Origin of the sequence: Actinomadura sp. NBRC 104425 (assembly GCF_030269545.1) — a bacterium.
GTDB classification, from domain to species: Bacteria; Actinomycetota; Actinomycetes; order Streptosporangiales; family Streptosporangiaceae; genus Spirillospora; species Spirillospora keratinilytica.
Window position 1 is genome coordinate 214,601 of sequence record NZ_BSTN01000008.1, and the last position, 23,632, is coordinate 238,232.

The following is a 23,632-nucleotide window of genomic DNA, read 5'->3' on the forward strand; positions in this document are numbered from 1 at the left end:
GTGTCCTCACGGTCGTGGGTGGATCTCGGGACTCGGTTCGGTGCCCGTCTCCTGCGGGGACGGGACGCGGACGCCGCCCACGCGCAGCTGCGGGTCGGCGGCGACCTGCCGGAGGACCTGCACGAACCCCCGGGCGAGGAGTTCGGCCGCGGGCCGGTCGAAGCGGCGGGTCGAGTACCACAGCGCCCCGTCCAGGCCGGACGGCGCGCCGCCGGCGGCCGCGCGCAGGTGGAACGCCAGGTCGGACTCGGCCGCCCGGATCCCGTCCACCGGCAGCAGCGGCCTGGTCTGCAGGCGGGGCAGCCGCCAGGGCGGTGCGGGCAGGTTGTCGACGCCGAGCATGACCTCGGCCAGGGGGCCGCCGCCGGGCCGCAGCGCGTCCAGCAGCGGGTCGAGCGGCAGGTCCTGGTGGGCGAAGGCCCGCAGGTCGGCTTCGCGGACGCGGCGGACCAGCTCGGCGAAGGCGGGGTCGCCGCTCACGTCGGTGCGCAGCACGAGGGTGTTGGCGAACAGGCCGATGGCGTCGCTGAGCCGGGCGTCGGTGCGGCCCGCCGTCACGGTGCCGATCGGGATGTCGCAGCCGGCGCCCAGCCGGTGCAGCAGCGTCGCCAGGGCGGCCTGGACAACCATGAACAGCGTCGCCCGCTCCTGCCGGGCCAGTTCGGCGAGCGCGGCGTGCACCTGCGGGGCGACGTGCAGCGGCACGGTGTCCCCGCGCGGGACGGGACGGGGCGCCGACGGCTCGGGCGCCCTCCGCGGCTGCGGCGGCGCCGGTGTCGGCAGTGCGGGCAGCGCGGGCGGCGACGGCGGTTCCGGCAGCGCCGGCTGCGCGGGCAGGGGCGGCCGGGCGGGCGGTGCCGGCAGCCCGAACGGCGACGGCGGCTGCGGCGGCCGGGGCGGGCGGGGAGGCCGGATCGGCAGCGGCAGGCGTTCGGGGATGTCGGCCAGGACGCGCCGCCAGAACGCCAAATGCTCCCCGGCCGCGGCACCGTCCGGGGCGCCGCCGTCCGGTGCGGGGTCGCCGAGGAGCCGCCGCTGCCACAGGGCGTAGTCGGCGAACTGCACCGGCAGCGGCGGCCACTGGGGGCCGGTCCCGGCCAGCCGCGCCGCGTAGGCCTTGGACAGGTCGGCGGCGAGCACGCCCATCGACCAGCCGTCGGCGATCAGATGGTGCGCGACGATGAGCAGCGCGTGCTCGTCGGGTCCGAGCCGGAACAGGGTCGCCCGGATCGGCGGCTCGGCCGCCGGGTCGAGGTCGTCGTGCGCGGCGGCGGCCAGCCGCTCCTCGAAGTCGGCCGGGCTCGACGGCACCACGCGCAGCGGCACCCGGGCCGGTCCGGGCGGCAGGACCTGTTGGCGCGGCACCCCGTCGACTTCGGGGAACAGCGTGCGCAGGGCCTCGTGCCGGTTCACCACGTCCTGGAACGCCAGCCGCAGGGCGGGCACGTCGAGCCGTCCGCGCATGTGGACGGCGAGCGGGATGGTGAAGCGCAGGCCGCTCCGGCGTGCGGCCGACCAGATCCGCTCCTGGCCGAAGGACAGCGGCAGCTCGGGCGGGCGCGGCGGCGGGACCGCCGGCGGGGCGGCCGCGGCGCGGGACGCGAACCGGACGAGCTCCGCCGGGGTCGGCCGGGTGAACAGGTCGCGGATGCCGATGTCGGTGCCGAGCGCCGTGCGCAGCCGCGCGACCAGGCGCCTGGCCAGCAGGGAGTCTCCGCCGAGGTCGAAGAAGCCGTCGTCGGCGCCGACCGCGGGCAGGCCCAGCACCTCGGCGAACAGCCCGCACACGATCTCCTCCTGCGGGGAGCTCGGCGCGCGTCCGCCTTCGCTTGCGAACACCGGCGCGGGCAAGGCGTCCCGGTCGACCTTGCCGTTGCCCGTCAAAGGCAGGGACTCCACCACGACGACGGCGGCCGGGACCATGTACTCGGGTAACCGGTCGGCGACGAACCGCCGGACCGCGGAGCCGTCCACCTCGCCCACGACGTAGCCCACGAGGCGCCGCGCTTCGCCCTCGCCCCACACCACGACCGCGGCCTGGGTCACGCCCGGGCACGCGGCCAGCACCACTTCCACCTCGGCGGGTTCGACGCGGAAACCGCGGATCTTGACCTGGTCGTCGGCGCGGCCCACGAACACCAGCTCGCCGTCGGCGGTCCACCGCACCAGATCCCCGGTGCGGTACATCCGCTCCCCCGTGCCCCACGGGCACGCCACGAACCGCTCGGCCGTCAACGCCGGCCGGTTCCAGTAGCCGCGCGCAAGCCCTTCTCCGGCCAGGTACAGCTCGCCGACCACGCCGACGGGCACGCGCCGCAACGCCTCGTCCAAGACGAACACCCGGCGGCCCGGCAGCGGCCCGCCGATCGGCACCACCTCACCCAGGTCCTCACCCGGCTCCACCACGCGCCAGGTGGCGCACAACGTCGTCTCAGTCGGCCCGTACAAATGCCGCACCCGCACACCCGGCACCTTTTCCAGGACGCGTTCCACCGCACGCACGGGGACCACGTCGCCTCCGGTCGCCACCTCCGTCAGTCCGGCGAACACGCCGACGTCCTCGTCCGCCAGGACCCGGAACAGGCCGGCCGTCAGATGCACCGCCGACAGGCCGAAGTCGGCCTTCATCCGGCGCAGCACCGCGCCATCGACCTGGCCGTCGGGGGCGACCACGACCCGGCCGCCGCGCAGCAGCGGCACCCACACCTCGAACAGGGACGCGTCGAACACGTGCGGGGCGTGGAACAGCACGCCGTCCGCGTCGCCCCATCCGCCGTTCAACGCCAGCCCGGCCAGGTCGCGGTGCGTGACGACCACGCCCTTGGGCACGCCCGACGACCCGGAGGTGTACATCAGGTAGGCCGCGTTCTCGGGGTGCAGGGCGACCTGCGGCGGGCGGGACGCCGTGCGGGTCTTGAGCTCGTCCACCGGAACCCACGGCGTTCCGGCCGGCACCAGGCTCGCCAGTTCCGCTGTCGTCACCACCACGCCGACCCCGGCATCGTCCACGGCGAACCTCACCCGGTCGGGCGGAGCGGACGCGTCCAGGGGCACGAAGACGCCGCCCGCCATCAGCACACCCAGCCAGGCCACTACGACGTCCACGCCGCGCGGCAGCAGCACCCCGACCCGGGACTCGGCGGTCACGCCGCGTTCCGCCAGGCCGCCCGCCGCCGCCCGGCCCAGTTCCCGCAGCTCCCGGTATGTCAGGCGCGCTCCGTCGCCCTCCACCGCGACCCGGCCGCCATGGCGGGCGGCCACGGCCTCGAACGCGTCCACCACGACGCCCGCCCCGGCCGCGGCGCCGGTGTCGTTCGCCCGGCGGAACAGTTCCGCCTCGCCGCGCGTCAGCACGTCCAGGTCGCCCACGGGACGCCCGGGGGCGGCGGACATCTGGCCGAGCACGTCGAGCAGCCGCTCCAGCAGGTCTTCGACGAACCCTTCGGTGAGCGCGTCCGTCCGGTAGGCGCCGCCGAATCTCAGCCGCTCGCCGGGGAACACGGCGAGGCTGAGCGGGTAGTGCGTGAGCGACCTGCCGTTCATCCGGATGTCGAGCGCGTCGCGGCCGGGGCTCTGGCCCGGGTCGTCGCGCGGGTAGCTCTCGTAGGCGAGGAGGGTGTCGAACCGGGCCGCGGGACCGGCGCAGCGCTGGATCTCGGCCAGTCCGAGGTGCTGGTGCGGCAGCAGCGCGGCCTGGCTCGCCCGCAGCCGCGCGAGCAGGTCGGCGACCGTGCCCGCCGGGTCGAGCCGGACGCGGACCGGCACGTTGTTGATGAGCAGCCCCACCATCTCGTCCACCCCGGGCAGCTCGGGCGGGCGGCCGGAGACCACGGTGCCGAACACCACGTCGTCGCGGCCGGTGAGCCGTCCCAGCACGACGCCCCATGCCGCCTGCACCACCGTGTTGAGGGTGGTGTCGGCGGACTTGGCCAGCGCCTCCAGGGCGCGGGTGAGTTCTGCGCTCGCCGTCCTCTCCAGGTAGCCGCCGTCGACGGTCGGCGCCGTGGGGCCGGACGGCACCAGCAGGGTGGGCTCGTCCACTCCGGCCAGTTCCGCCCGCCACGCCGCACGCGCGGCGTTCTTGTCCCGCTGCGCCAGCCAGGCGAGGTAGTCGGCGAAGGGCGCGGCGGGCGGCAGGCCGCCGGCGTCCCCTCCGGCCGCGTAGATCTGCGCCAGTTCGCGCCTGAGCACGAACAGCGACCAGCCGTCCATGAGGAGGTGGTGGCTCGTCATCACCAGCAGGTGCCGTTCAGGGGCGAGGCGGAGCAGCAGCAGCCGCAGCAGCGGCGGCCTGGTCAGGTCGATGCGGCGGGCCGCCTCCTGCGCGGCCAGCCGGTCCGCCTCGGCCTCGGCGTCCGCCTCGGACAGGTGGGACAGGTCCCGTTCGCGCCACGGCAGCGCCACCCGGTCCGGAATGATCTGCACCGGCGCGTCTAGCCGCGCGGGCTGGCGGAAGCAGGCCCGCAGGCTGGCATGCCGGTCCAGCAGCGCCTCCCAGGCGGCCTTCAGCACCGCCGCGTCCAGCCGCCCCCGCAGGTCGAAGAAGTTCTGCACCTGGTAGACGTCCGGTGCGTCCTGGTCGTAGAGGGCGTGGAACTGCAGGCCCTCCTGCAGCGGGGTCAGCGGCCAGACGTCCCTGACACGGTTCACCATGACCCGTTCCCGTCCTTGAGATCCGTCTCGAACTCGGCCTCCAGATCGTCGAGCTGGGTCTGGCTGAGCTCCACGAGCGGGAGGTCCGACGGGGTGTGCCCGCCGGCGTCGGGCCGGGCGCCGTGCCGGGCCAGACCGGTGAGGGTCCGCGTCCAGGCGGCCAGCAGCGCTTGCATGCCCGGCTCGTCGAACGGGCCGTCCGGCCAGGTGAGCGAGACCGTCACCGCCGGGTGGGCGGGCGTGCCGCCGACCGCGGCGCAGGCCTGCAGGGACCATGCGGGCGGCCCGGTGAGGTCACCGCCCCCGCCGGTGAGGTCGGCGAAGCGGAACCCGACCTGCGCGGCCGGCAGCGCCGCCAGCCGCGGGGCGGTGTCGCAGTTGAGGTACCGCAGCAGCCCGTAGCCGAGGCCGCCGCCGGGCACCGCCCTGATCTGCTCCTTGAGCGTCTTGACCAGGCTTCCGGCCGCGGATCCGCCGGCGTGGATCTCGTCGTGGTCGACGTCCCCGACGTCGAGCCGGACGGGATGGGGGCCGGTGAACCGGCCGACGGCGGCCGACACGTCCAGGTCGCCGCGGAACCGCGCCCGGCCGCACGACTCGGTCTCGACGACCAGCGGGCCGCCGGGTTCGCCGCGTAGCCGCCGCCAGTGCGAGAACGCGGTCGCGAAGGCGGCCAGGAGGGCTTCCGCGGGTTCGAGGTGGTACGAGCCGCACAGGTCCGTCAGCAGCTCCGCCGCCGTGTCCGGCGGGAGCGCGGCGGACGCGGTGCGCATGTCCGCGCCGGGTGTGCCCGGTGGCAGCCGGACGGCTCCGTCGAGGAGGTCGGCCCATGCGTCCAGTTCCGCGACCACCTCCGGGTCGGCCGCCCGCTCCGCGAGCATCCGCGCCCAGTCGGGGAAGGACGCCGACGGGCCGAGGGCGCGGCCCTCCCATGCCGCCGCCAGGTCGTCCCGCAGGATGCTCCAGGACTTCTCGTCCACCACCAGGTGGTGGGCCACGAGCACGAGCAGGCCCGGCTCGGCGGAGCCGCGGTCCAGCCATACCGCCTCGAAGGTGCGCCCCGCCCCCGGTTCCAGCCTGGCCGCTGCGCCGACGGCCTCCTCGGCGGCCAGGGCGAGGGCGTCGCGGCCCTGCGCGTCCACGCGCCGCAACCGCCGGCCGGGGTCGCGCACCTCGTAGCGCGGTTCGCCGTCCGCGTCGCGGACCAGTGCCGTCCGCAGGGCGTCATGGCGGACCAGCAGAGCCTCCACCGCCGCGGCGACCTGGCCGATCTCGAGGCCGGGCGGCACCGCGGCCGTCCGCCAGACGGCGGAGCGTCCGTCCAGGGCTTGGGCGCCCATCAGCTCCATCAACCGTCGCGTGCCCGGCGTGGCGGGCGCGGACCGGCGGTCCCCCGCCGTGCTCGGCGCCGTGACCGTGGCGACGGCGGCGAGTCTCTCCGGTGTGCGGTGCTCGAACACGTCGGCGGCGGTGATGGCCACTCCGGCCCTGCCGGCGCGGGCGACGAGCCGCAGGCACAGGATGCTGTCGCCGCCGAGTTCGAAGAAGCCGTCGTCGGCGCCGACCCGTTCGACGCCGAGCACGTCGGCGAACAGGTCGCACAGCCGCTGCTCCAGGGGGGTGCGGGCGGCGCGTCCGCCGGCGGTGAACTCCGGGTCCGGCAGCGCGTCGCGGTCCACTTTGCCGTGTGCGGTGACGGGCAGCTCGTCCAGCACGACCACGGCCGCCGGAACCATGTACTCGGGAAGCCGCTCGGCCGACTGCGCACGGATGGCGCCGCCGTCCACCCCTGCGCTTTCCCCCACCGCGTACGCGACCAGGCGGCGGGCGGTCTCGTCGCCGCGTACCACCACCACGGCCTCAGCGACTCCCGGCAGGGATGCCAGGACGGCCTCCACCTCGGCGGGCTCGACCCGGAAGCCGCGGATCTTCACCTGGTCGTCGGCGCGGCCCACGAACACCAGCTCGCCGTCGGCGGTCCACCGCACCAGATCCCCGGTGCGGTACATCCGCTCCCCCTTGCCCCACGGGCACGCCACGAACCGCTCGGCGGTCAACGCCGGCCGTTTCCAGTAGCCGCGCGCCAGCCCTTCTCCGGTCAGGTAAAGCTCGCCGACCACGCCGACCGGCACGCGCCGCAACGCCTCGTCCAGGACGAACACCCGGCGGCCCGGCAGCGGCCCACCGATCGGCACCACCTCACCCAGGTCCTCACCCGGCTCCACCACGCGCCAGGTGGCGCACAGCGTCGCCTCGGTCGGCCCGTACAAATGCCGCACCCGCACACCCGGCACCTTTTCCAGGACGCGTTCCACGGCTTGCACCGGAACCACGTCGCCACCGGTCAACACCTCACGCACCCCGGTGAAGCACTCGGGCGACTCCTGTGCCAGCACACGCAGCAGGCCGGCTGTCACGTGCACCGCGGTCACGCCGTGGGTGTCGATCTGCTCGCGCAGCACCCGGCCGTCCACCACGCCCTCGGGGGCCACGACCACCCGGCCGCCACGCACCAACGGCACCCACACCTCGAACAACGACGCGTCGAACGCATGCGGCGCATGCATCAACACCGCACCATCAGCACACGACCAACCTGAGGCGACCACCAGCGCGGCCACGCTGCCGTGCGGCACCACCACACCCTTCGGCACACCAGACGAACCCGACGTGTACATCACGTACGCCGCGTCGTCCGCGCCGATCGGAACCGATGTCTGCTCACCGGCCGTCGGCGACCCATCCACCACCACCGCCGACAGCCCATCGGGAATCAGATCACGTGTCTCCGGCGTGCAGACCACGGCCGAGCATCCGGCATCGTTCAGCACATAGCCGATACGTTCTGCGGGGTACGCCACATCGACCGGAACGTAAGCCGCGCCCGCCTTCCACACTCCCAACAGCACGGGAACCACGTCCACCGAACGCGCCATCACCACACCCACGCGATCCCCGCGGCCCACACCCAAAGCCGCCAACCGAGCTGCGAACACCCCCGCCGCCCGATCCAACTCGGCATACGACAACGACCGGTCGCCATCGACCACCGCCACCGCGTCCGGCGACCGCTCCACCTGGGCACCGAGCAGATCCACCACCGAACCGCCGAGCAGATCAGCGGCCTCCCCCACACCGGCCCGCTCCAGCAACCCGACCTCGGCCGCCGTCAACACCTCAAAACCACTCACACGACGGCCGGGGTCACCCACCGCCTGCTCCAAAACCCCCACCAGACGCTCCACCAGACCCACCACCGAGCTCTCATCGAAGAGGTCGGTGCGGTATTCCAGGTAGCCGTCGAGGCCGGCGGCGGTGCCGTCGGCCGTGCGGCCTTCGTGGAGCATCACCGACAGGTCGAACTTCGCCGTGCCCATCGAGATCGGCTCCGGCCGGCCCTGGACGCCCCCGCCGAAGTCGTGGACGTCGTCGAGAGCGTTCTGCACCGCCAGGGAGACCTGGAACAGGGGGTGGTGCGCCATCGACCGTTCGGGGCGGAGCACCTCCACCAGGTGCTCGAACGGCACGTCCTGGTTCCCGAACGCGGCCAGGTCGGTCTCCCGCACCCGGGTCAGCAGCTCGCGGAAGGCGGGGTCACCGGAGGTGTCGGTGCGCAGCACGAGGGTGTTGACGAAGAACCCGACCAGGTCGTCGAGGGCCTCGTCGGTGCGGCCGGCGATCGGCGATCCGATGGGGATGTCGGTTCCCGCGCCCATCCTGGTGAGCAGGGTCGCGAAGGCGGCCTGGACGACCATGAACAGGGTGACGCCGTTGGCGGCGGCGAGGTCGAGCAGCCGCCGGTGCAGCGGCGCCGGGATCGCGAAGCGGACGGCGTCGCCCCGGTGGCTCATCACCGCCGGGCGCGGCCGGTCGGTCGGCAGCTGCAGCGCCATGGGCAGGTCGGCGAGGGCTCGGGTCCAGTGGGCGAGCTGGCGGCCGAAGAGGCTGCCGGCGTCCTCGGCGTCGCCGAGCAGTTCCTTCTGCCAGAGAATGTAGTCGGCGTACCGGACCGGAAGCGGCTCCCAGTCGGGGGCGCGCCCGGCGCTGCGGGCGGCGTAGGCCGCGGCGAGGTCTTGCAGCAGCGGCCGCAGGGACCAGCCGTCCGCCACGATGTGGTGCATGACCAGCGCCAGCACGTGACGGCGGGGGCCGAGGACGAACAGTTCGGCGCGGAACGGCCGCTCGCCGGCGGCGAGGTCGAAGGGGTGCCGGGCGGCGGCGCTCAACTGTTCGGGGAGGTCTTCCTCGGCCGCGTCGCGGACGGTCAGGACCTGGCCGGCCGGCGCGGTGTCCTGCCGCGGTTCGCCGTCGGTCTCGGTGAAGGTGCTGCAGAGCGTCTCGTGGCGGCCGGTGACGTCCGCCAGGGCCGCGCGCAGGGCGGGCACGTCCAGGTCACCGGTCAGCCGCAGCGCCATCGCGATGTTGTAGGCGGCGTTCGGGCCGCCCATGCGGTGCAGGATCCACAGGCGGCGCTGCTGCAGGGACAGCGGCAGCGGTCCGGAACCGTGCCGCGGCGTCAGCGCGGGCCGGGCAGGGGCCGCGCCGTCGAGGCGGGCGGCCAGGCCGGCCACGGTGGGAGTCTCGAAGACGGCCCGCACCGACAGTTCCGCTCCGAGCAGGCCGCGTACGCGGTTGGTGAGCCGGACGGCCGACAGCGAGTCCCCGCCGAGGTCGAAGAAGCCGTCGTCGACGCCGACCCGGGGCAGCCCGAGCACCTCGGCGAACAGCCCGCACAGCAGCTCCTCCCGGAGGGTGCGGGGGCCGCGTCCGGTGGCGGACGCGGCGAACTCGGGCGCGGGCAGCGCCCGCCGGTCCAGCTTCCCGTTGGGGTTCAGCGGCAGGTCGGGCAGTTCCACCACGGCCGCCGGGACCATGTGCTCGGGCAGCCACCGCCGGGCGTACTCGCGCAGGTCCGGCGCCTGGCCGGTGGTCACCACGTAGGCGACCAGGCGGCCGTCGCGGACGGTCGCCGCCGCCCGCGCCACCGCCGGGTGCCGGGCCAGCGCCGTCTCCACCTCGCCGAGCTCCACCCGGAAGCCGCGGATCTTCACCTGGTCGTCGGCGCGGCCGACGAAGACGATCCGGCCCTGGTCGTCCCAGCGGACGAGGTCGCCGGTCCGGTACATCCGCTCGCCGTCGCCCCACGGGCAGGCCACGAACCGCTCCGCCGTCAGCCCGGGGCGTCCTCCGTAGCCGCGGACCAGGCCCGCACCGGCCACGTACAGTTCGCCCACGGCGCCCGCCGGCACCGGCCGCAGCGCGGCGTCCAGAACGTAGGCGCGCATGTTGGCGATCGGCGTGCCGATCGGCGGGGTCCGCTCCACCGGGCCGTCGGCGTACCAGGCCGTCGCGTAGACCGTCGCCTCGGTGGGGCCGTAGATGTTGGCGAGGCGGGCGCCGGGCATCGCATCCTGCACGGCGCGGGCCACCGGTTCGGTCAGCCCTTCCCCGGCGAGCACCACCGCGCCGGCCCGGGCGCGGACCTCGCCCTGCCCGATGACCTGCGTCAGGGCGGACGGGACGGCGCTGACGAGGCTGCCGTTCCACACGCCGGGCCGGTCGACCAGGCTCAGCAGGTCGCGGACCACCTCCAGGGAGCCGCCGCACAGCAGCGGCCCGAAGATCTCGAACACGGAGACGTCGAAGGTGAGCGAGGTGGAGAACAGGGTGCGGGCCAGCCCGGCGGGGCCGAACTCGTGGCGCGCCCACGCGGCGAGGTTGGCCACGCCGGCGTGCGGGACCACGACCGCCTTGGGCGTGCCGGTGGAACCGGAGGTGTAGATGACGTAGGCCGCGTTGGCGGGCAGGAGGGGCCGCAGGCGGCACTCGTCGGTGACCGCGGCGGCGCCGCGGGCGTCGATCGCCTCCCTGGTCGCGGGGTCGTCCAGCAGGACGCGCGGCAGGCCCTCGGGCGCGTTGCGGAAGCCGGTGGTGGTGACGAGCAGGGCGGCATCCGAGTCGTCCAGTATGAACGCGATGCGTTCGGCGGGGTGCGCGACGTCGATGGGCAGGTAGGCGGCCCCGGACTTCAGCACGCCGAGCACCGCCACGATCAGGTCCGCCGAGCGGGGCAGCGCGAGTGCGACGCGGCTTTCCGGACCGCAGCCGAGGGCGATGAGGTGGCGGGCGAGCCGGTTGGAGCGCTCGTCGAGTTCCCGGTAGGTGACGGTGCGGCCGTCGCATTCGACGGCGACCGCGTCGGGGGTGCGCCGCGCCTGCCGTTCGAACAGGTCGGGGATGGTCGCGACCGGCACGTCGAGGGCGGTGTCGTTGGCGGCCCGCTGCGCCTCGCGCTCCTTTCGTGTGCGCAGTTCCAGGCGGCCGATCGGCCGGTCCGGGTCGGCGGCCATCTGCCCCAGCACGTGCATCAGGCGCACGCCGAGCGTCCTGACCGCCGCCTCGTCGAACAGGTCGGACCGGTAGCCGAGCCGGAACCGGTCCGGGGTGGCGATCAAAGTCAGCGGGTAGTGGGTGGCGTCCCGGCCGCGCATGGCCGTCAGCCGCAGGTCCGGGGTCAGGTCGCGCGGCACCGGTCCCGCGCCGACGGGGTAGTTCTGGAAGACCGTGAGGGTGTCGAACAGCTGCCGGGTCCCGTTGAGCCGGTGCAGGTCGGCCAGCTTGACATGCTGGTACGGCTGGAGTTCGCCCTGCTGGCGCTGCAACCGCTCCAGCAGGGCCAGCACGGTGTCGCCGGGGTTCCACCGGGCCCGCAGCGGCACGGTGTTGATGAACAGGCCGACCATGTCCTCCACGTCCGGCAGCTCGGGCGGCCGTCCGGCGGCGGTCACCCCGCACACCACGTCGGTCCGGCCGGTGAGCAGGCCCAAGACGACGGCCCACGCGCCCTGGGCGAGGGTGGCGCCGGTGTGGCCGTACCGGCGGGTGTGGTCGCGCAGCGCGGCGGCGAGGTCGGCGGGCAGCTCGAACTCGATCTCCGCGGCCTGGCCGAGCCGCCGGGGGGCCTCGGTGGGCGCGACGAGGGTGGGTTCGGCGCCGTCCAGCACCCGCGCCCACTCGGCCATGGCCTTCTGCTCGTCCTGTTCGGCCAGCCAGGCCAGGTAGTCGCGGTACTGCGGGGGCGCGGGCAGTCCGGTGCCGTCGCCGCCGCGCCGGTAGAGCTCGAACAGCTCGCCGACCAGCAGCTGGGTGGACCAGCCGTCGGCCAGGATGTGGTGCACGGTGAACAGCAGGCGGTGGCGCCGGTCGCCGAGCCGCAGCAGGGTGAACCGCAGCAGCGGCGGCCGCGCGAGGTCGAACCGGCGGTTCCAGTCCGCCGTCAGGATCTCCTCGACCGCTTCGTCGGCCGCGGCCCCGGCCCGGTCGCTCAGGTCGATCTCCTGCCAGGGCAGCTCGACGCCGCGCGGGACGACCTGCACCGGTTCGCCGGACCGCAGCGTGCGGAAGCCGGCGCGCAGGTTGCCATGGCGGCGCAGCAGTTCTGCGGCCGCGCGGCGCAGGGCGCCGGCGTCCAGTGCGCCGTCCAGGTCGAAGACCAGCTGGAGCAGGTAGACGTCGGGTCCCTCGCCGTCGTAGCGGGCCAGGAAGTGCAGGCCCTGCTGCATCGGCGACAGCGGCCACACGTCGGCGACCCCGGCTTTCCTCATGTCAGGTCCCCCACTCCTCTTCCAACAGGTCGATGTCGTCCTGGGTGACGGCCACCAGCGGCAGGTCGGACGGCGTCCGGCCGCCCAGGTCGGGTCGGTCCGCGGCGTCGGCGAGGAGCGCCAGGACGCGCACCCAGGTGTCGGCGAGGCGGCGCACCTCGGGTTCGGACAGCTCGTCCGGCTGCCAGGCGAACACCGCCGTCAGCCTCGGCCCGACCGCGTCCGGCACGGCGGCCACGTCGATCTCCAGGGGGCGTCCGGTGACCGGCGCGGCGGGGCGCTCCGGGCCGCCGGTCACCGGGGTCCACGGTCGCCGGGCCGCTCCGCTGTCCGCGGCGGGCCGACCCAGGTAGTTGAACGAGACGGCGGGCGCGCCGAGCTCGGCCAGCGCCGCGGCGGCGTCCTCGTCGAGATGGCGCAGGATCCCGTAGCCGAGGCCGTCTCCGGGCACGGCGCGCACCTGCTCCTTGACCGTTTTGACGACCCGGCTCAGGGCGGCGCCGCCGGTGCGCGCCTCGGCCCGGTCGACCGGCCCCGGGTCCAGCCTGACGGGGTGGGTGCCGGTGAACCAGCCGACGGTGCGGCTCAGGTCCAGCCCGGCCGCCGGGTCCCGGCCGTGCCGCTCCAGTTCCACGACGAGCGCGCCGCCGCCGTCCGGCGCGACGGCCAGCGCCGCCAGCAGCACCTCTTCGACGGTGGCGTGGAAGGCCGCCGGGATGTCGCGCAGCAGCCGCTCCGTCACGTGCGGCGGGACGGTGACCTCGTGCACGGCGGCGGGCCCGGTGCGCGGGGGGCGCGGCCGCCACCGGTCGGCGGCCGCGGCGCCCGGTCCGCCGGCGTCGAGGATCGATCGCCACACCGGCAGTTCGGCGCGCCGCTCGGCGGAGCGGGCGGCGGCGTGCAGCCGTTCCGCCCAGGTGCGGAAGGACGTGGCGACCGGTTCGAGCTGGGGGGCGCGTTCCGCCGAGACGGCCCGCCAGGCGGCGTCGAGGTCGGGGAGCAGGATGCCCCAGGAGACCGCGTCCACCGCGAAGTGGTGCGCGACCAGGAGGAGCTGCCCGTTCCTCCGCGGGCCGGCGTCGTACCAGACCAGCTGCAGCATCACCCCGGCGTGCGGGTCCAGCCGGGCCGCGGCGGCCCGCAGGTGCTCGGCGGCCATGTCGTCGACGGCGTCGTCGCCCAGCGGCGCCACGTCGATCCGGCGGATCAGCGCACTCGCCGGGACGGTGGCGGCGGCCGGGACCTGGAGAACCGGGCCGCGGTCGCCGTCGACGAGCCTGGCGCGGAGCATGCCGTGATGGTCGAGGACGGCCTCCACCACCCGGGCCAGCCGCTGCTCGTCCAGCCCGGGGGGCGTCCAGATCCGCATCGCCTGGTGCAGGTGCGCGAGTTCCCCGCGCTGCCGGGCGGCGTGCATGACGGGGGTCAGCGGCACGGTGCCGGTGGCTTCGTCGTGCGCCCGCCGGGCCGGTGCCTGCTTCGCGACGGCGTGCGCGGCGAGCTTCTCGGGCGTCTTGTGCAGGAACACCTCGCGGGTGGTGATGCCGATGCCCGCCTTGGCGGCCTGGGACACCAGGCGCAGCGAGACGATGCTGTCGCCGCCGAGTTCGAAGAAGCCGTCGTCGGCGCCGACCCGTTCGACGCCGAGCACGTCGGCGAACAGGTCGCACAGCCGCTGCTCCAGGGGGGTGCGGGCGGCGCGTCCGCCGGCGGTGAACTCCGGGTCCGGCAGCGCGTCGCGGTCCACCTTGCCGTGTGCGGTGACCGGCAGCTCCTCCACCACGACCACCGCTGCGGGAACCATGTACTCCGGCAACCGCTCGGCGGCCGCCTGCCGGATGTCGGCGCCGTCCACATCGCCCACCACGTAGGCCACCAGGCGGCGGGCGGCCTCGTCGCCCCGGACCACCACCACGGCCTCAGCCACTCCTGGAAGCTGCGCCAGCACCGCTTCCACCTCGGCGGGCTCGACGCGGAAACCGCGGATCTTCACCTGGTCGTCGGCGCGGCCCACGAACACCAGCTCGCCGTCGGCGGTCCACCGCACCAGATCCCCGGTGCGATACATCCGCTCCCCCTTGCCCCACGGGCACGCCACGAACCGCTCGGCCGTCAACGCGGGCCGATCCCAGTAGCCGCGCGCAAGCCCCTCCCCGGTCAGGTAAAGCTCGCCGACCACGCCGACCGGGACCCGCCGCAACGCCTCGTCCAGCACGTACACCCGGCGGCCCGGCAGCGGCCCACCGATCGGCACCACCTCACCCAGGTCCTCACCCGGCTCCACCACACGCCAGGTGGCGCACAGCGTCGCCTCGGTCGGCCCGTACAAATGCCGCACCCGCACACCCGGCACCTTTTCCAGGACGCGTTCCACGGCTCCCACCGGAACCACGTCGCCACCGGTCAACACCTCACGCACCCCGGTGAAGCACTCGGGCGACTCCTGTGCCAGCACGCGCAGCAGACCCGCTGTCACGTGCACCGCGGTCACGCCGTGGGTGTCGATCTGCTCGCAAAGGACACGGCCGTCCACCACACCCTCGGGGGCCACGACCACCCGGCCGCCACGCACCAAGGGCACCCACACCTCGAACAACGACGCGTCGAACGCATGCGGAGCATGCATCAACACCGCACCGTCAGCACACGACCAACCTGAGGCGACCACCAGCGCGGCCACGCTGCCATGCGGCACCACCACGCCCTTCGGCACACCCGACGACCCCGACGTGTACATCACATAGGCCGCGTCACCGGCACCCACCGGCACGGCATGCGGCTCGCCGTCGAACACCAGATCCTCGAGCACCACCACCGGCAGACCGTCGGGGACCTGCTGCCGGGTGGCCCGCGTGCACACCACGACCCTGCACCCGGCGTCGTCCATCACGAAGGCGATGCGTTCCGCGGGATAGGCCACATCCACCGGGACGTAGGCCGCGCCCGCCTTCCACACGCCCAGCAGAACGGGCACCACGTCCACCGAACGCGGCATCACCACGCCGACCCGATCCCCGCGGCCCACACCCAAAGCCGCCAACCGAGCCGCGAACACCCCCGCCGCGCGGTCCAACTCGGCATACGACAACGACCGGTCCCCATCGACCACCGCCACCGCGTCCGGCGACCGCTCCACCTGACCACCGAGCAGATCCACCACCGAACCGCCGAGCACATCAGCGGCCTCACCCACACCGGCCCGCTCCAGCAACCCGACCTCGGCCGCCGTCAACACCTCAAAACCGCTCACACGACGGCCGGGGTCACCCACCGCCTGCTCCAAAACCCCCACCAGACGCTCCACCAGACCCACCACCGAGCTCTCATCGAAGAGGTCGGTGGCGTACAGCACCTCGCCTTCGATTCCGGCCGGGTCGCCGTCGGCGGTGCGGCGTTCGCGGATGCCGAAGACGAGGTCGAACTCGGCGGTGTCGGGGGCGACGGGTTCGGTGGTGACGGTCAGGCCGGGCAGCTCCCATTCCTCGACGGGGAAGTGCAGGGCGGTCAGCATCACCTGGAAGATGGGGTGGCGGGCGAGGGAACGCGCCGGGTTGATCTCCTCGACCAGGAGCTCGAACGGCACGTCCTGGTGGGCGAACGCCTCCAGGTCCACCTCGCGCACCCGGTCCAGCAGGTCCGTGAACGTCGGGTCGCCCGCCAGCGACGTGCGCAGCACCACCGTGTTGGCGAAGAACCCGATCAGGTCGTCGAGCACCGCGTCGGAGCGGCCCGCCGTCACCGTGCCGAGCGGGACGTCCTCCCCCGCGCCCATCCGGTGCAGCAGGGTGGCGAGCGCCGCCTGCACGACCATGAAGACGGTCACGCCCTGCTCGCCCGCCAGTCCGACCAGCCGCCGGTGGAGGTCCGCGGGGACCGACCACGGCACCACGTCGCCGCGGTGGGACGCCACCGCGGGCCGCGGCCGGTCGGTCGGCAGCGGCAGCTCCTCGACCACGCCGTCGAGCGTCTTGCGCCAGTACGCCAGTTCCTCCTCAAGGACGCCGTGCCGCTCCAGCAGTTCCCGCTGCCACACGGCGAAATCGGCGTACTGCACGGCGAGGGGTTCCCATTGCGGTGCGGCGCCGCGCACCCGGTTGCCGTAGGCCGTGCACAGGTCGCGCACCAGCACCCCGGACGACCAGCCGTCCCACGCGATGTGGTGCAGCACCACCAGCAGGAGCCACTCGTCCGCGGCGACCTCGAACAGCATGACCCGCCAGGGCAGTTCGCCGCCCACCTCGAAGCCCTGTCCGGCGACCGCGCGGACCGCCGCGTCCAGCTCCTCCTCCCCGACGCGGGCCGTGACCAGGCGGATGCGCGCCTGCTCCGGGGGCAGGACGTGCTGGTACGGCACCCCGTCGGTCTCGGGGTAGACGGTGCCGAGCACCTCGTGGCGGTCCACCACGTCCTGCAGCGCCGCCTGCAGCGCCGGTACGTCCAGTTCGCCGCGCAGGCGCACCCCGAGGGCCATGTTGTAGGCGGAGCCAGCCTCCTCCAGCCGGTTGAGGAACCACATGCGCCGCTGCCCGAAGGACAGCGGGACCTTCGACGGGCGTACGGTGCCTTCGACCGGGGGGCGCACCGCCCGGCCGCGCCTGCCCAGCCGGGCCAGTGCCGCCGGGGTCGGGTCGTCGAAGAAGTCGCCGATCGGCACCTCCACGCCGAGGGCGGTGCGCAGGCGGGCGAGCAGCCGCATCGCCAGCAGCGAGTCCCCGCCGAGTTCGAAGAACCGGTCGTCGGCGCCCACGTCGCGCAGGCCGAGGAGTTCGCCGAACAGTCCGCAGACGATCTCCTCGGCGGCGTCGGCGGGGCGTCGCCCGGACGGGGCCGGGGTGTGGTCCGGGACGGGCAGCGCCTGCCGGTCGAGCTTGCCGTTGGCGGTGACCGGCAGCGCGTCCATCCGCACCACGGCCGAGGGCGTCATGTGCTCCGGGAGCCGCTCGGCCAGGAAGTCCTTCAGTTCCGCCGGGCGGGCCTCCCCGACCACGTAGGCGACCAGCCGCCGGTCGCCGGGCCGGTCCTCGCGGACGGTCACGGCGGCCTGCGCGACCCGCGGGTGGGCGGCCAGCATCGCCTCGATCTCGCCGGGTTCGACGCGGAAGCCGCGGATCTTCACCTGGTCGTCGGCGCGGCCGACGAACACCAGCTCGCCGGCGCGGGTCCAGCGGACCAGGTCCCCGGTCCGGTACATCCGTTCGCCGTCGCCCCACGGGCAGGCCACGAACCGCTCGGCGGTGAGCGCAGGGCGGTCCCCGTATCCGCGGGCCAGCCCGTCGCCCGCAACGTACAGTTCGCCGACCACGCCGACCGGCACCTGCCGCAGCGCCCCGTCCAGCACGAACACGCGGGTGTTGCGGAGCGGCCGCCCGACGGGCACCGGGTCGTCGCCCGCCAGCGGGCCGCTCATCAGCGCGCAGACGGTGGTCTCGGTCGGCCCGTAGGCGTTGATCATCCGGCGTCCGGGGGACCAGCGCGCCGCCAGCGCCGGCGGGCACGCCTCGCCCGCCACCACCAGGGTCGCCAGTTCGGCGGGCAGCCCGCCGTCCTCGGCGGCCGCCGCCAGCACCGAGGGCGGCAGGGTGACATGGGTGACGCGCCGCCTGCGCAGCAGGTCGCCGAGCGGGGCCGCCGGCGGCATGTCGCGGGGGTCGGCAAGCACGAGCGTCGCGCCGGCGAACAGCGCCATGCAGACCTCGGAGATCGCCGCGTCGAAGCCGAGCGCGGCGAACTGCAGCACCCTGGCGTCGGGGCCGACCGCGAACCGTTCGATCTGGTCGGCCGCCAGCCCGGCCAGTCCGGCGTGGGTGACCAGCACCGGCTTGGGCGTCCCGGTCGACCCCGACGTGTAGATCATGTAGGCGGGGTGGCGGACGTCGAGCGGTGCGAGCCGTTCGCCGTCGGTCACCGGCCCGGAGGGGCGTGACGCGACCGCCCGGGCGCAGTCGGGGTCGTCCAGTGCGACCACCGCGGCCGGTGCGGCGCCGTCCGGGAGGGCCGCCGCCTGGCGCACCGTCGTGACCACGCAGACCGGGCGGGCGTCGGCGAGCATGAACGCGATCCGCTCCGCCGGATAGCGGGGGTCGATCGGCAGGTACACCGCGCCCGCCAGCGACACCGCGAGCATGGCGACGAGCTGGTCGGCCGAGCGCGGAACGGCGACGGCGACGCGCCGCTCGGGGCCCGCGCCCAGGCCGATGAGGTGGCGGGCGAGGCGCGCGGCGCGGGCGTGCAGGTCCCGGTAGCTCAGTTCCAGGTCCTCGAACACGACCGCCGTGGCATCGGGGGTGCGCGCCGCCTGCTCCTCGAACAGCCGCGCGAAGGGCGCCGCCCGCACGGGCCGGGCCGTGTCGTTCGCCTCCCGCAGCAGTTCGCGTTCGGCGGGCGTCAGCACGTCCAGGTCGCCGATCTTCACCTGCGGGTCGGCGACGATCTGCTCCAGCAGGCCGGCCAGCCGGACGGCGATGGCGTCGGCGGTCGCGTGGTCGAACAGGTCCGCCGCGTAGTGGATGTCGCCGTCGATGCCGGCGGGCGCCCCGTCCTCGGTGCGGTTCTCGGTGAGGCTGAACGACAGGTCGAGCCGGGCGGCGTCGCCGTGGACGCGCAGCGGTTCGGCGTGCAGGCCGGGCAGGTCCCAGGACGGTTCGGGCGCGTCCTGGAAGATCACCGCCACCTGGAACAGCGGGTTGCGGGCGAGCGCCCTGGCCGGGTTGAGGTCGTCGACGAGCTGGTCGAACGGCAGGTCCTGGCGGCTGAACGCGTCGATGGCGGTGCGCCGGACCCGGTGCACGAGCTCGGCGAAGGCCGGATTCCCGGCGAGGTCGGTCCGCAGCACGAGGGTGTTGGCGAAGAACCCGACCGTCCCGCGCAGGTTGGCGTCGGTCCGTCCGGCGGTGACCGTGCCGATGGGGATGTCGGTTCCGGCGCCCAGCCGCGACAGCATGGCCGCGACCGCCGCGTGCACCACCATGAACACCGTCGCCCGTTCCCGCCGGGCCAGCTCCACCAGTGCCGCATGGGTGCGCGGCCCCAGCGACAGCCGGACGGTTCCGCCGCGGTGGCTGGGCACGGGCGGGCGCGGCCGGTCGGTGGGCAGCGGCAGTTCCTCCGGGGCCCCGGCGAGCGTCTCCCGCCAGTACGCCAGCTGCCGGGTGAGCAGGTCCTCGCCTCCGTCCTCGTTGCCGCCGCCGCTGAGCAGGCGCTGCTGCCAGAGCGTGAAGTCGGCGTACTGGACCGGCTCGTCCGGCCATGCCGGGGCCTCTCCGGCCGCGCGGGCGGCGTAGGCGGTCGACAGGTCCGCGGCGACGATGCCCGACGACCATCCGTCCAGTGCGATGTGGTGGACGACGAGGAGCAGGACCCGGTCGTCGGCGCCGAGGTCGAACAGCTCGGCGTGGAAGGGGAGTTCGTCGGCGAGGGCGAACTCCCGTGTCGCCCTCGCCGACAGCACACCCGGCAGCTCGTCCTCGGTGACGCTGCTGCGCACGAGCCGGACCGGCGCCTGCTCGGGAGGCAGGATCCGCTGGCGCGGCACTCCGTCCGTGTCGGGATAGGTCGTCCGCAGCACCTCGTGGCGGGTCACCACGTCTTCCAGCGCGGCGTGCAGGGCCGGCACGTCCAGCGGCCCCCGCAGCCGCACCGCCAGCGTCATGTTGTACGCGGCGCCCGCGTGTTCGACCTGGTTGGCGAACCACATCCGCCGCTGGCCGAACGACAGCGGGATCTCGTCCGGCCGCGCCGTCCTTTCCACGGGCGGCCGTGCGCGCCTGCCCTGGGCCGCGGCGCGGGCGAGCCCGGCCGGTGTGGGGTCCGCGAACAGGTCACCGATGTCCACCTCGGCGCCCAGGGCTTCGCGCAGCCGCACGACCACCCGCATCGCCAGCAGGGAGTCTCCGCCGAGGTCGAAGAAGCCGTCGTCGGCGCCGACCGCGGGCAGCCCCAGTACCTCGGCGAACAGCCCGCACACGATCTCCTCCTGCGGGGAGCCCGCCGCGCGTCCGCCTCCGCTTGCGAACACCGGGTCCGGCAGCGCGTCGCGGTCCACTTTGCCGTGCGCGGTGACGGGCAGCTCGTCCAGCACGACCACGGCCGCCGGAACCATGTACTCGGGCAACCGCTCGGCGGCCGCCTGCCGGATGTCGGCGCCGTCCACATCGCCCACCACGTAGGCCACCAGGCGGCGGGCGGTCTCGTCGCCGCGTACCACCACCACGGCCTCAGCCACTCCTGGAAGCTGCGCCAGTACGGCCTCCACCTCGGCGGGCTCGACGCGGAAACCGCGGATCTTCACCTGGTCGTCGGCCCGGCCCACGAACACCAACTCGCCATCGGCGGTCCACCGCACCAGATCCCCGGTGCGGCACATCCGCTCCCCCTTGCCCCACGGGCACGCCACGAACCGCTCGGCGGTCAACGCCGGCCGTTTCCAGTAGCCGCGCGCCAGCCCTTCTCCGGCCAGGTACAGCTCGCCGACCACGCCGACCGGCACGCGCCGCAACGCCTCGTCCAGGACGAACACCCGGCGGCCCGGCAGCGGCCCACCGATCGGCACCACCTCACCCAGGTCCTCACCCGGCTCCACCACGCGCCAGGTGGCGCACAGCGTCGCCTCGGTCGGCCCGTACAAATGCCGCACCCGCACACCCGGCACCTTTTCCAGGACGCGTTCCACGGCTTGCACCGGAACCACGTCGCCACCGGTCAACACCTCACGCACACCCGCGAAGCACTCGGCAGACTCCTGCGCCAGCACACGCAGCAGACCGGCTGTCACATGCACCGCGGTCACACCGTGGGTGTCGATCTGCTCGCGCAGCACCCGGCCGTCCACCACGCCCTCGGGGGCCACGACCACCCGGCCGCCACGCACCAACGGCACCCACACCTCGAACAACGACGCATCGAACGCATGCGGCGCATGCATCAACACCGCACCATCAGCACACGACCAACCCGACGCCCCCACCAACGCGGCCACACTGCCGTGCGGCACCACCACACCCTTCGGCACACCAGACGAACCCGACGTATAGATCACATACGCCGCATCACCAGGCCCCACCGGCACAGCGCGCGGCTCGCCTGCGAACGCCAGATCCTCGACCACCACCACCGGCAAACCGTCGGGAACCTGCCGCCGCGTCGCCGGTGTACAGACCACGACCGAGCATCCGGCATCGTTCAGCACGTAGCCGATGCGTTCCGCCGGATACGCCACATCCACCGGAACGTAAGCCGCGCCCGCCTTCCACACCCCCAACAGCACGGGCACCACGTCCACCGAACGCGGCATCAGCACGCCGACACGGTCCCCGCGCCTCACTCCCAGATCCGCCAACCGAGCGGCGAACCCTCCGGCGGTGGTGTCCAACCGCTCATACGTCATCGAGTGGACGCTGTCGCAGACCGCCACCGCGCCGGGCGACCGGCCGGCCTGAGCGGCGATCATCTCCGGCACCGTCGCCGCGCTCATGGGGCCGCCGACCGCGTTCGCACGTTCGTCGAACAGGTCCACTTCGTCCCGGGTGAGCACCTGGAATGCGCCGACACGGCGTCCCGGGTCGGCGGCGGCCTGCTCCAGCACCCCCACGAGACGCTCCGCCAGCGCCGCCGCGGTGCGCTCCTCGAACATATCGACCGCGTAGAGCAGGTCGCCGTCAAGGCCCGCCGGGGCGCCGCCGGCGTCCCGGCGCTCGGTGAGATAAAAGGACAGGTCGAACATCTGGAAGGACGACTCCGGCCGTCCGACCAATGCGTCGAGCCGTTCGGGGGCCGCTGCCAGGCCCGGCATATTCCAGGCCGGCTCGGGAAAGTCGTCGATGACGAGAAGGGTCTGGAAAAGGGGATGGCGCGCGAGCGACCGCCTCGGCCGCAATTCGTCCACCAGGAAATCAAAGGGGACGTTCTGATGGGCGAAAGCCGCCTGGTCCGCCTCGCGTACGCGCGCCAGCAGCTCGACGAAAGTCGGATCACCGTGCAGCGGCGTGCGCAGCACGACAGTGTTCGCGAAGAACCCGACGAGGTCGTGCAACGCCGCGTCGGGGCGGCCGGGCGTCACCGTGCCCAGCGGTATGTCCGCGCCCGCGCCCATCCGGCTCAGCAGGAGGGCCAGTGCCGCCTGCACCACCATGAACAGGGTGACGCCCTGGCGGGCGGCCAGCTCGTGCAACGCGGCGTGGAGCCGCGGGTCGATGCGCAGCGGGACCACCGCGCCGCGGTGGGACGCCACCGCGGGCCGCGGCCGGTCCGCCGGCAACGTCAGCTCCTCCGCCGCCCCGTCCAGCGCCCGACGCCAGTACTTCAGCTCCCCCGCCAGCGCATCTTCGTCGGCCAGCAGCTCGCGCTGCCACACCGCGAAGTCCGCGTACTGCACCTTCAGCGGTTTCCACCCGGGGGCGCGCCCGTGCACGCGCTCCGCGTAGGCGGTGCACAGATCACGCACCAGCACTACGGACGACCAGCCGTCCCACGCGATGTGGTGCAGCACCACCAGCAGGACCCGCTCGTCCTCGCGCACGTCGAACAGCGTCACCCGCCAGGGCAGTTCGCCGCCGAGGTCGAAGCCCTGCGCCAGCTCCGCGCCGACGGCCGCACCGATCTCGTCCTCGCGGACGCGGACCGTGCGCAGCGCCGGCAGGGCGTCCGGGTCCGTGCGCACCTGCTGGCGCGGCGCGCCGTCGACCTCCGGGTACACGGTGCGCAGCACCTCGTGCCGCTCGGCCACGTCGTGGAGCGCGCGCTGCAGGGCGGAAACGTCCAGCCGACCGCGCAGCCGCACGCAGAACACCTGCCGGTAAACCGCGCCGTCGCGCTCCAATTTATTGGCGAACCACATCCGCTGCTGCCCCGGCGACAACGGAATCACGTCCGGCCGCGGTCCGGCGATAATCGCGGATTCCTTGCTCATTGGCGATTCCCGAAGAATTGGCGACTACAGCGGTCGGCTCATCGGAAACGCAGGATAGCCACGCGAATGATCACGGGTCAATCGCGGTGAAGCCGAGCCGGCGGGCGCCATGTCCCGCGGCGGGACAACGCCCCGCGTAAGGCTTCTCATACGTTCTGTGAAAAGAGGCCAGCAAACGTGCGCACGACCTTTGCCGCCCCCACTCGAACACATGACCGCATGTGGTCATTGAATCGGCTTCCGTTCTGTTGGACACCGCGCCGGAAGAACGGTATTCGGCTTCTGCGGCGCGGCTGAGACGACCGCCCGGGGCCGCCGCCTGCTCCCGTGCGGCCTCGGCGGGACGGCCGGACGCGCCCGCTCCGCCCGCGAGCACCGCCCGGGAGCACCGCCCGGGAGCACCGCCCGGCGGGCGCCCGTCCGGCGGGTCGCCGCTCGGTGGACGATCGCGCGCGCCGGCCGCCGGCGGGAG

General features: G+C 74.1%; 3 protein-coding genes. All 3 read right to left on the reverse strand.

Annotated features, from left to right (window positions below; all coding sequences use genetic code 11):
- Positions 1–6 precede the first annotated feature (6 nt).
- From QSK22_RS15430 to QSK22_RS15440, 3 genes are read right to left on the reverse strand one after another with little or no spacing between them, the layout of a single operon-like run.
- Positions 7–4,653, reverse strand: a complete 4,647-nt coding sequence (locus QSK22_RS15430; RefSeq protein ID WP_285494844.1) for a non-ribosomal peptide synthetase — start codon at positions 4,651–4,653, stop codon at positions 7–9.
- Complete coding sequence (locus QSK22_RS15435; protein ID WP_285494845.1) at positions 4,647–12,257, reverse strand: non-ribosomal peptide synthetase; 7,611 nt, start codon at positions 12,255–12,257, stop codon at positions 4,647–4,649. The genes QSK22_RS15430 and QSK22_RS15435 overlap by 7 nt, the downstream gene beginning before the upstream one ends.
- Position 12,258: 1 nt before the next feature.
- On the reverse strand, positions 12,259–23,160 hold the full coding sequence (locus QSK22_RS15440; protein ID WP_285494846.1) for a non-ribosomal peptide synthetase: 10,902 nt from the start codon (positions 23,158–23,160) through the stop codon (positions 12,259–12,261).
- Positions 23,161–23,632: the final 472 nt, after the last annotated feature.

Excerpts from the sequence above, each read along its gene's own strand:
- QSK22_RS15440 (WP_285494846.1), bottom strand. The coding sequence starts at position 23,160 with ATGAGCAAGGAATCCGCGATTATCGCCGGACCGCGGCCGGACGTGATT.
- QSK22_RS15435 (WP_285494845.1), bottom strand. The coding sequence starts at position 12,257 with ATGAGGAAAGCCGGGGTCGCCGACGTGTGGCCGCTGTCGCCGATGCAG.
- QSK22_RS15430 (WP_285494844.1), bottom strand. The coding sequence starts at position 4,653 with ATGGTGAACCGTGTCAGGGACGTCTGGCCGCTGACCCCGCTGCAGGAG.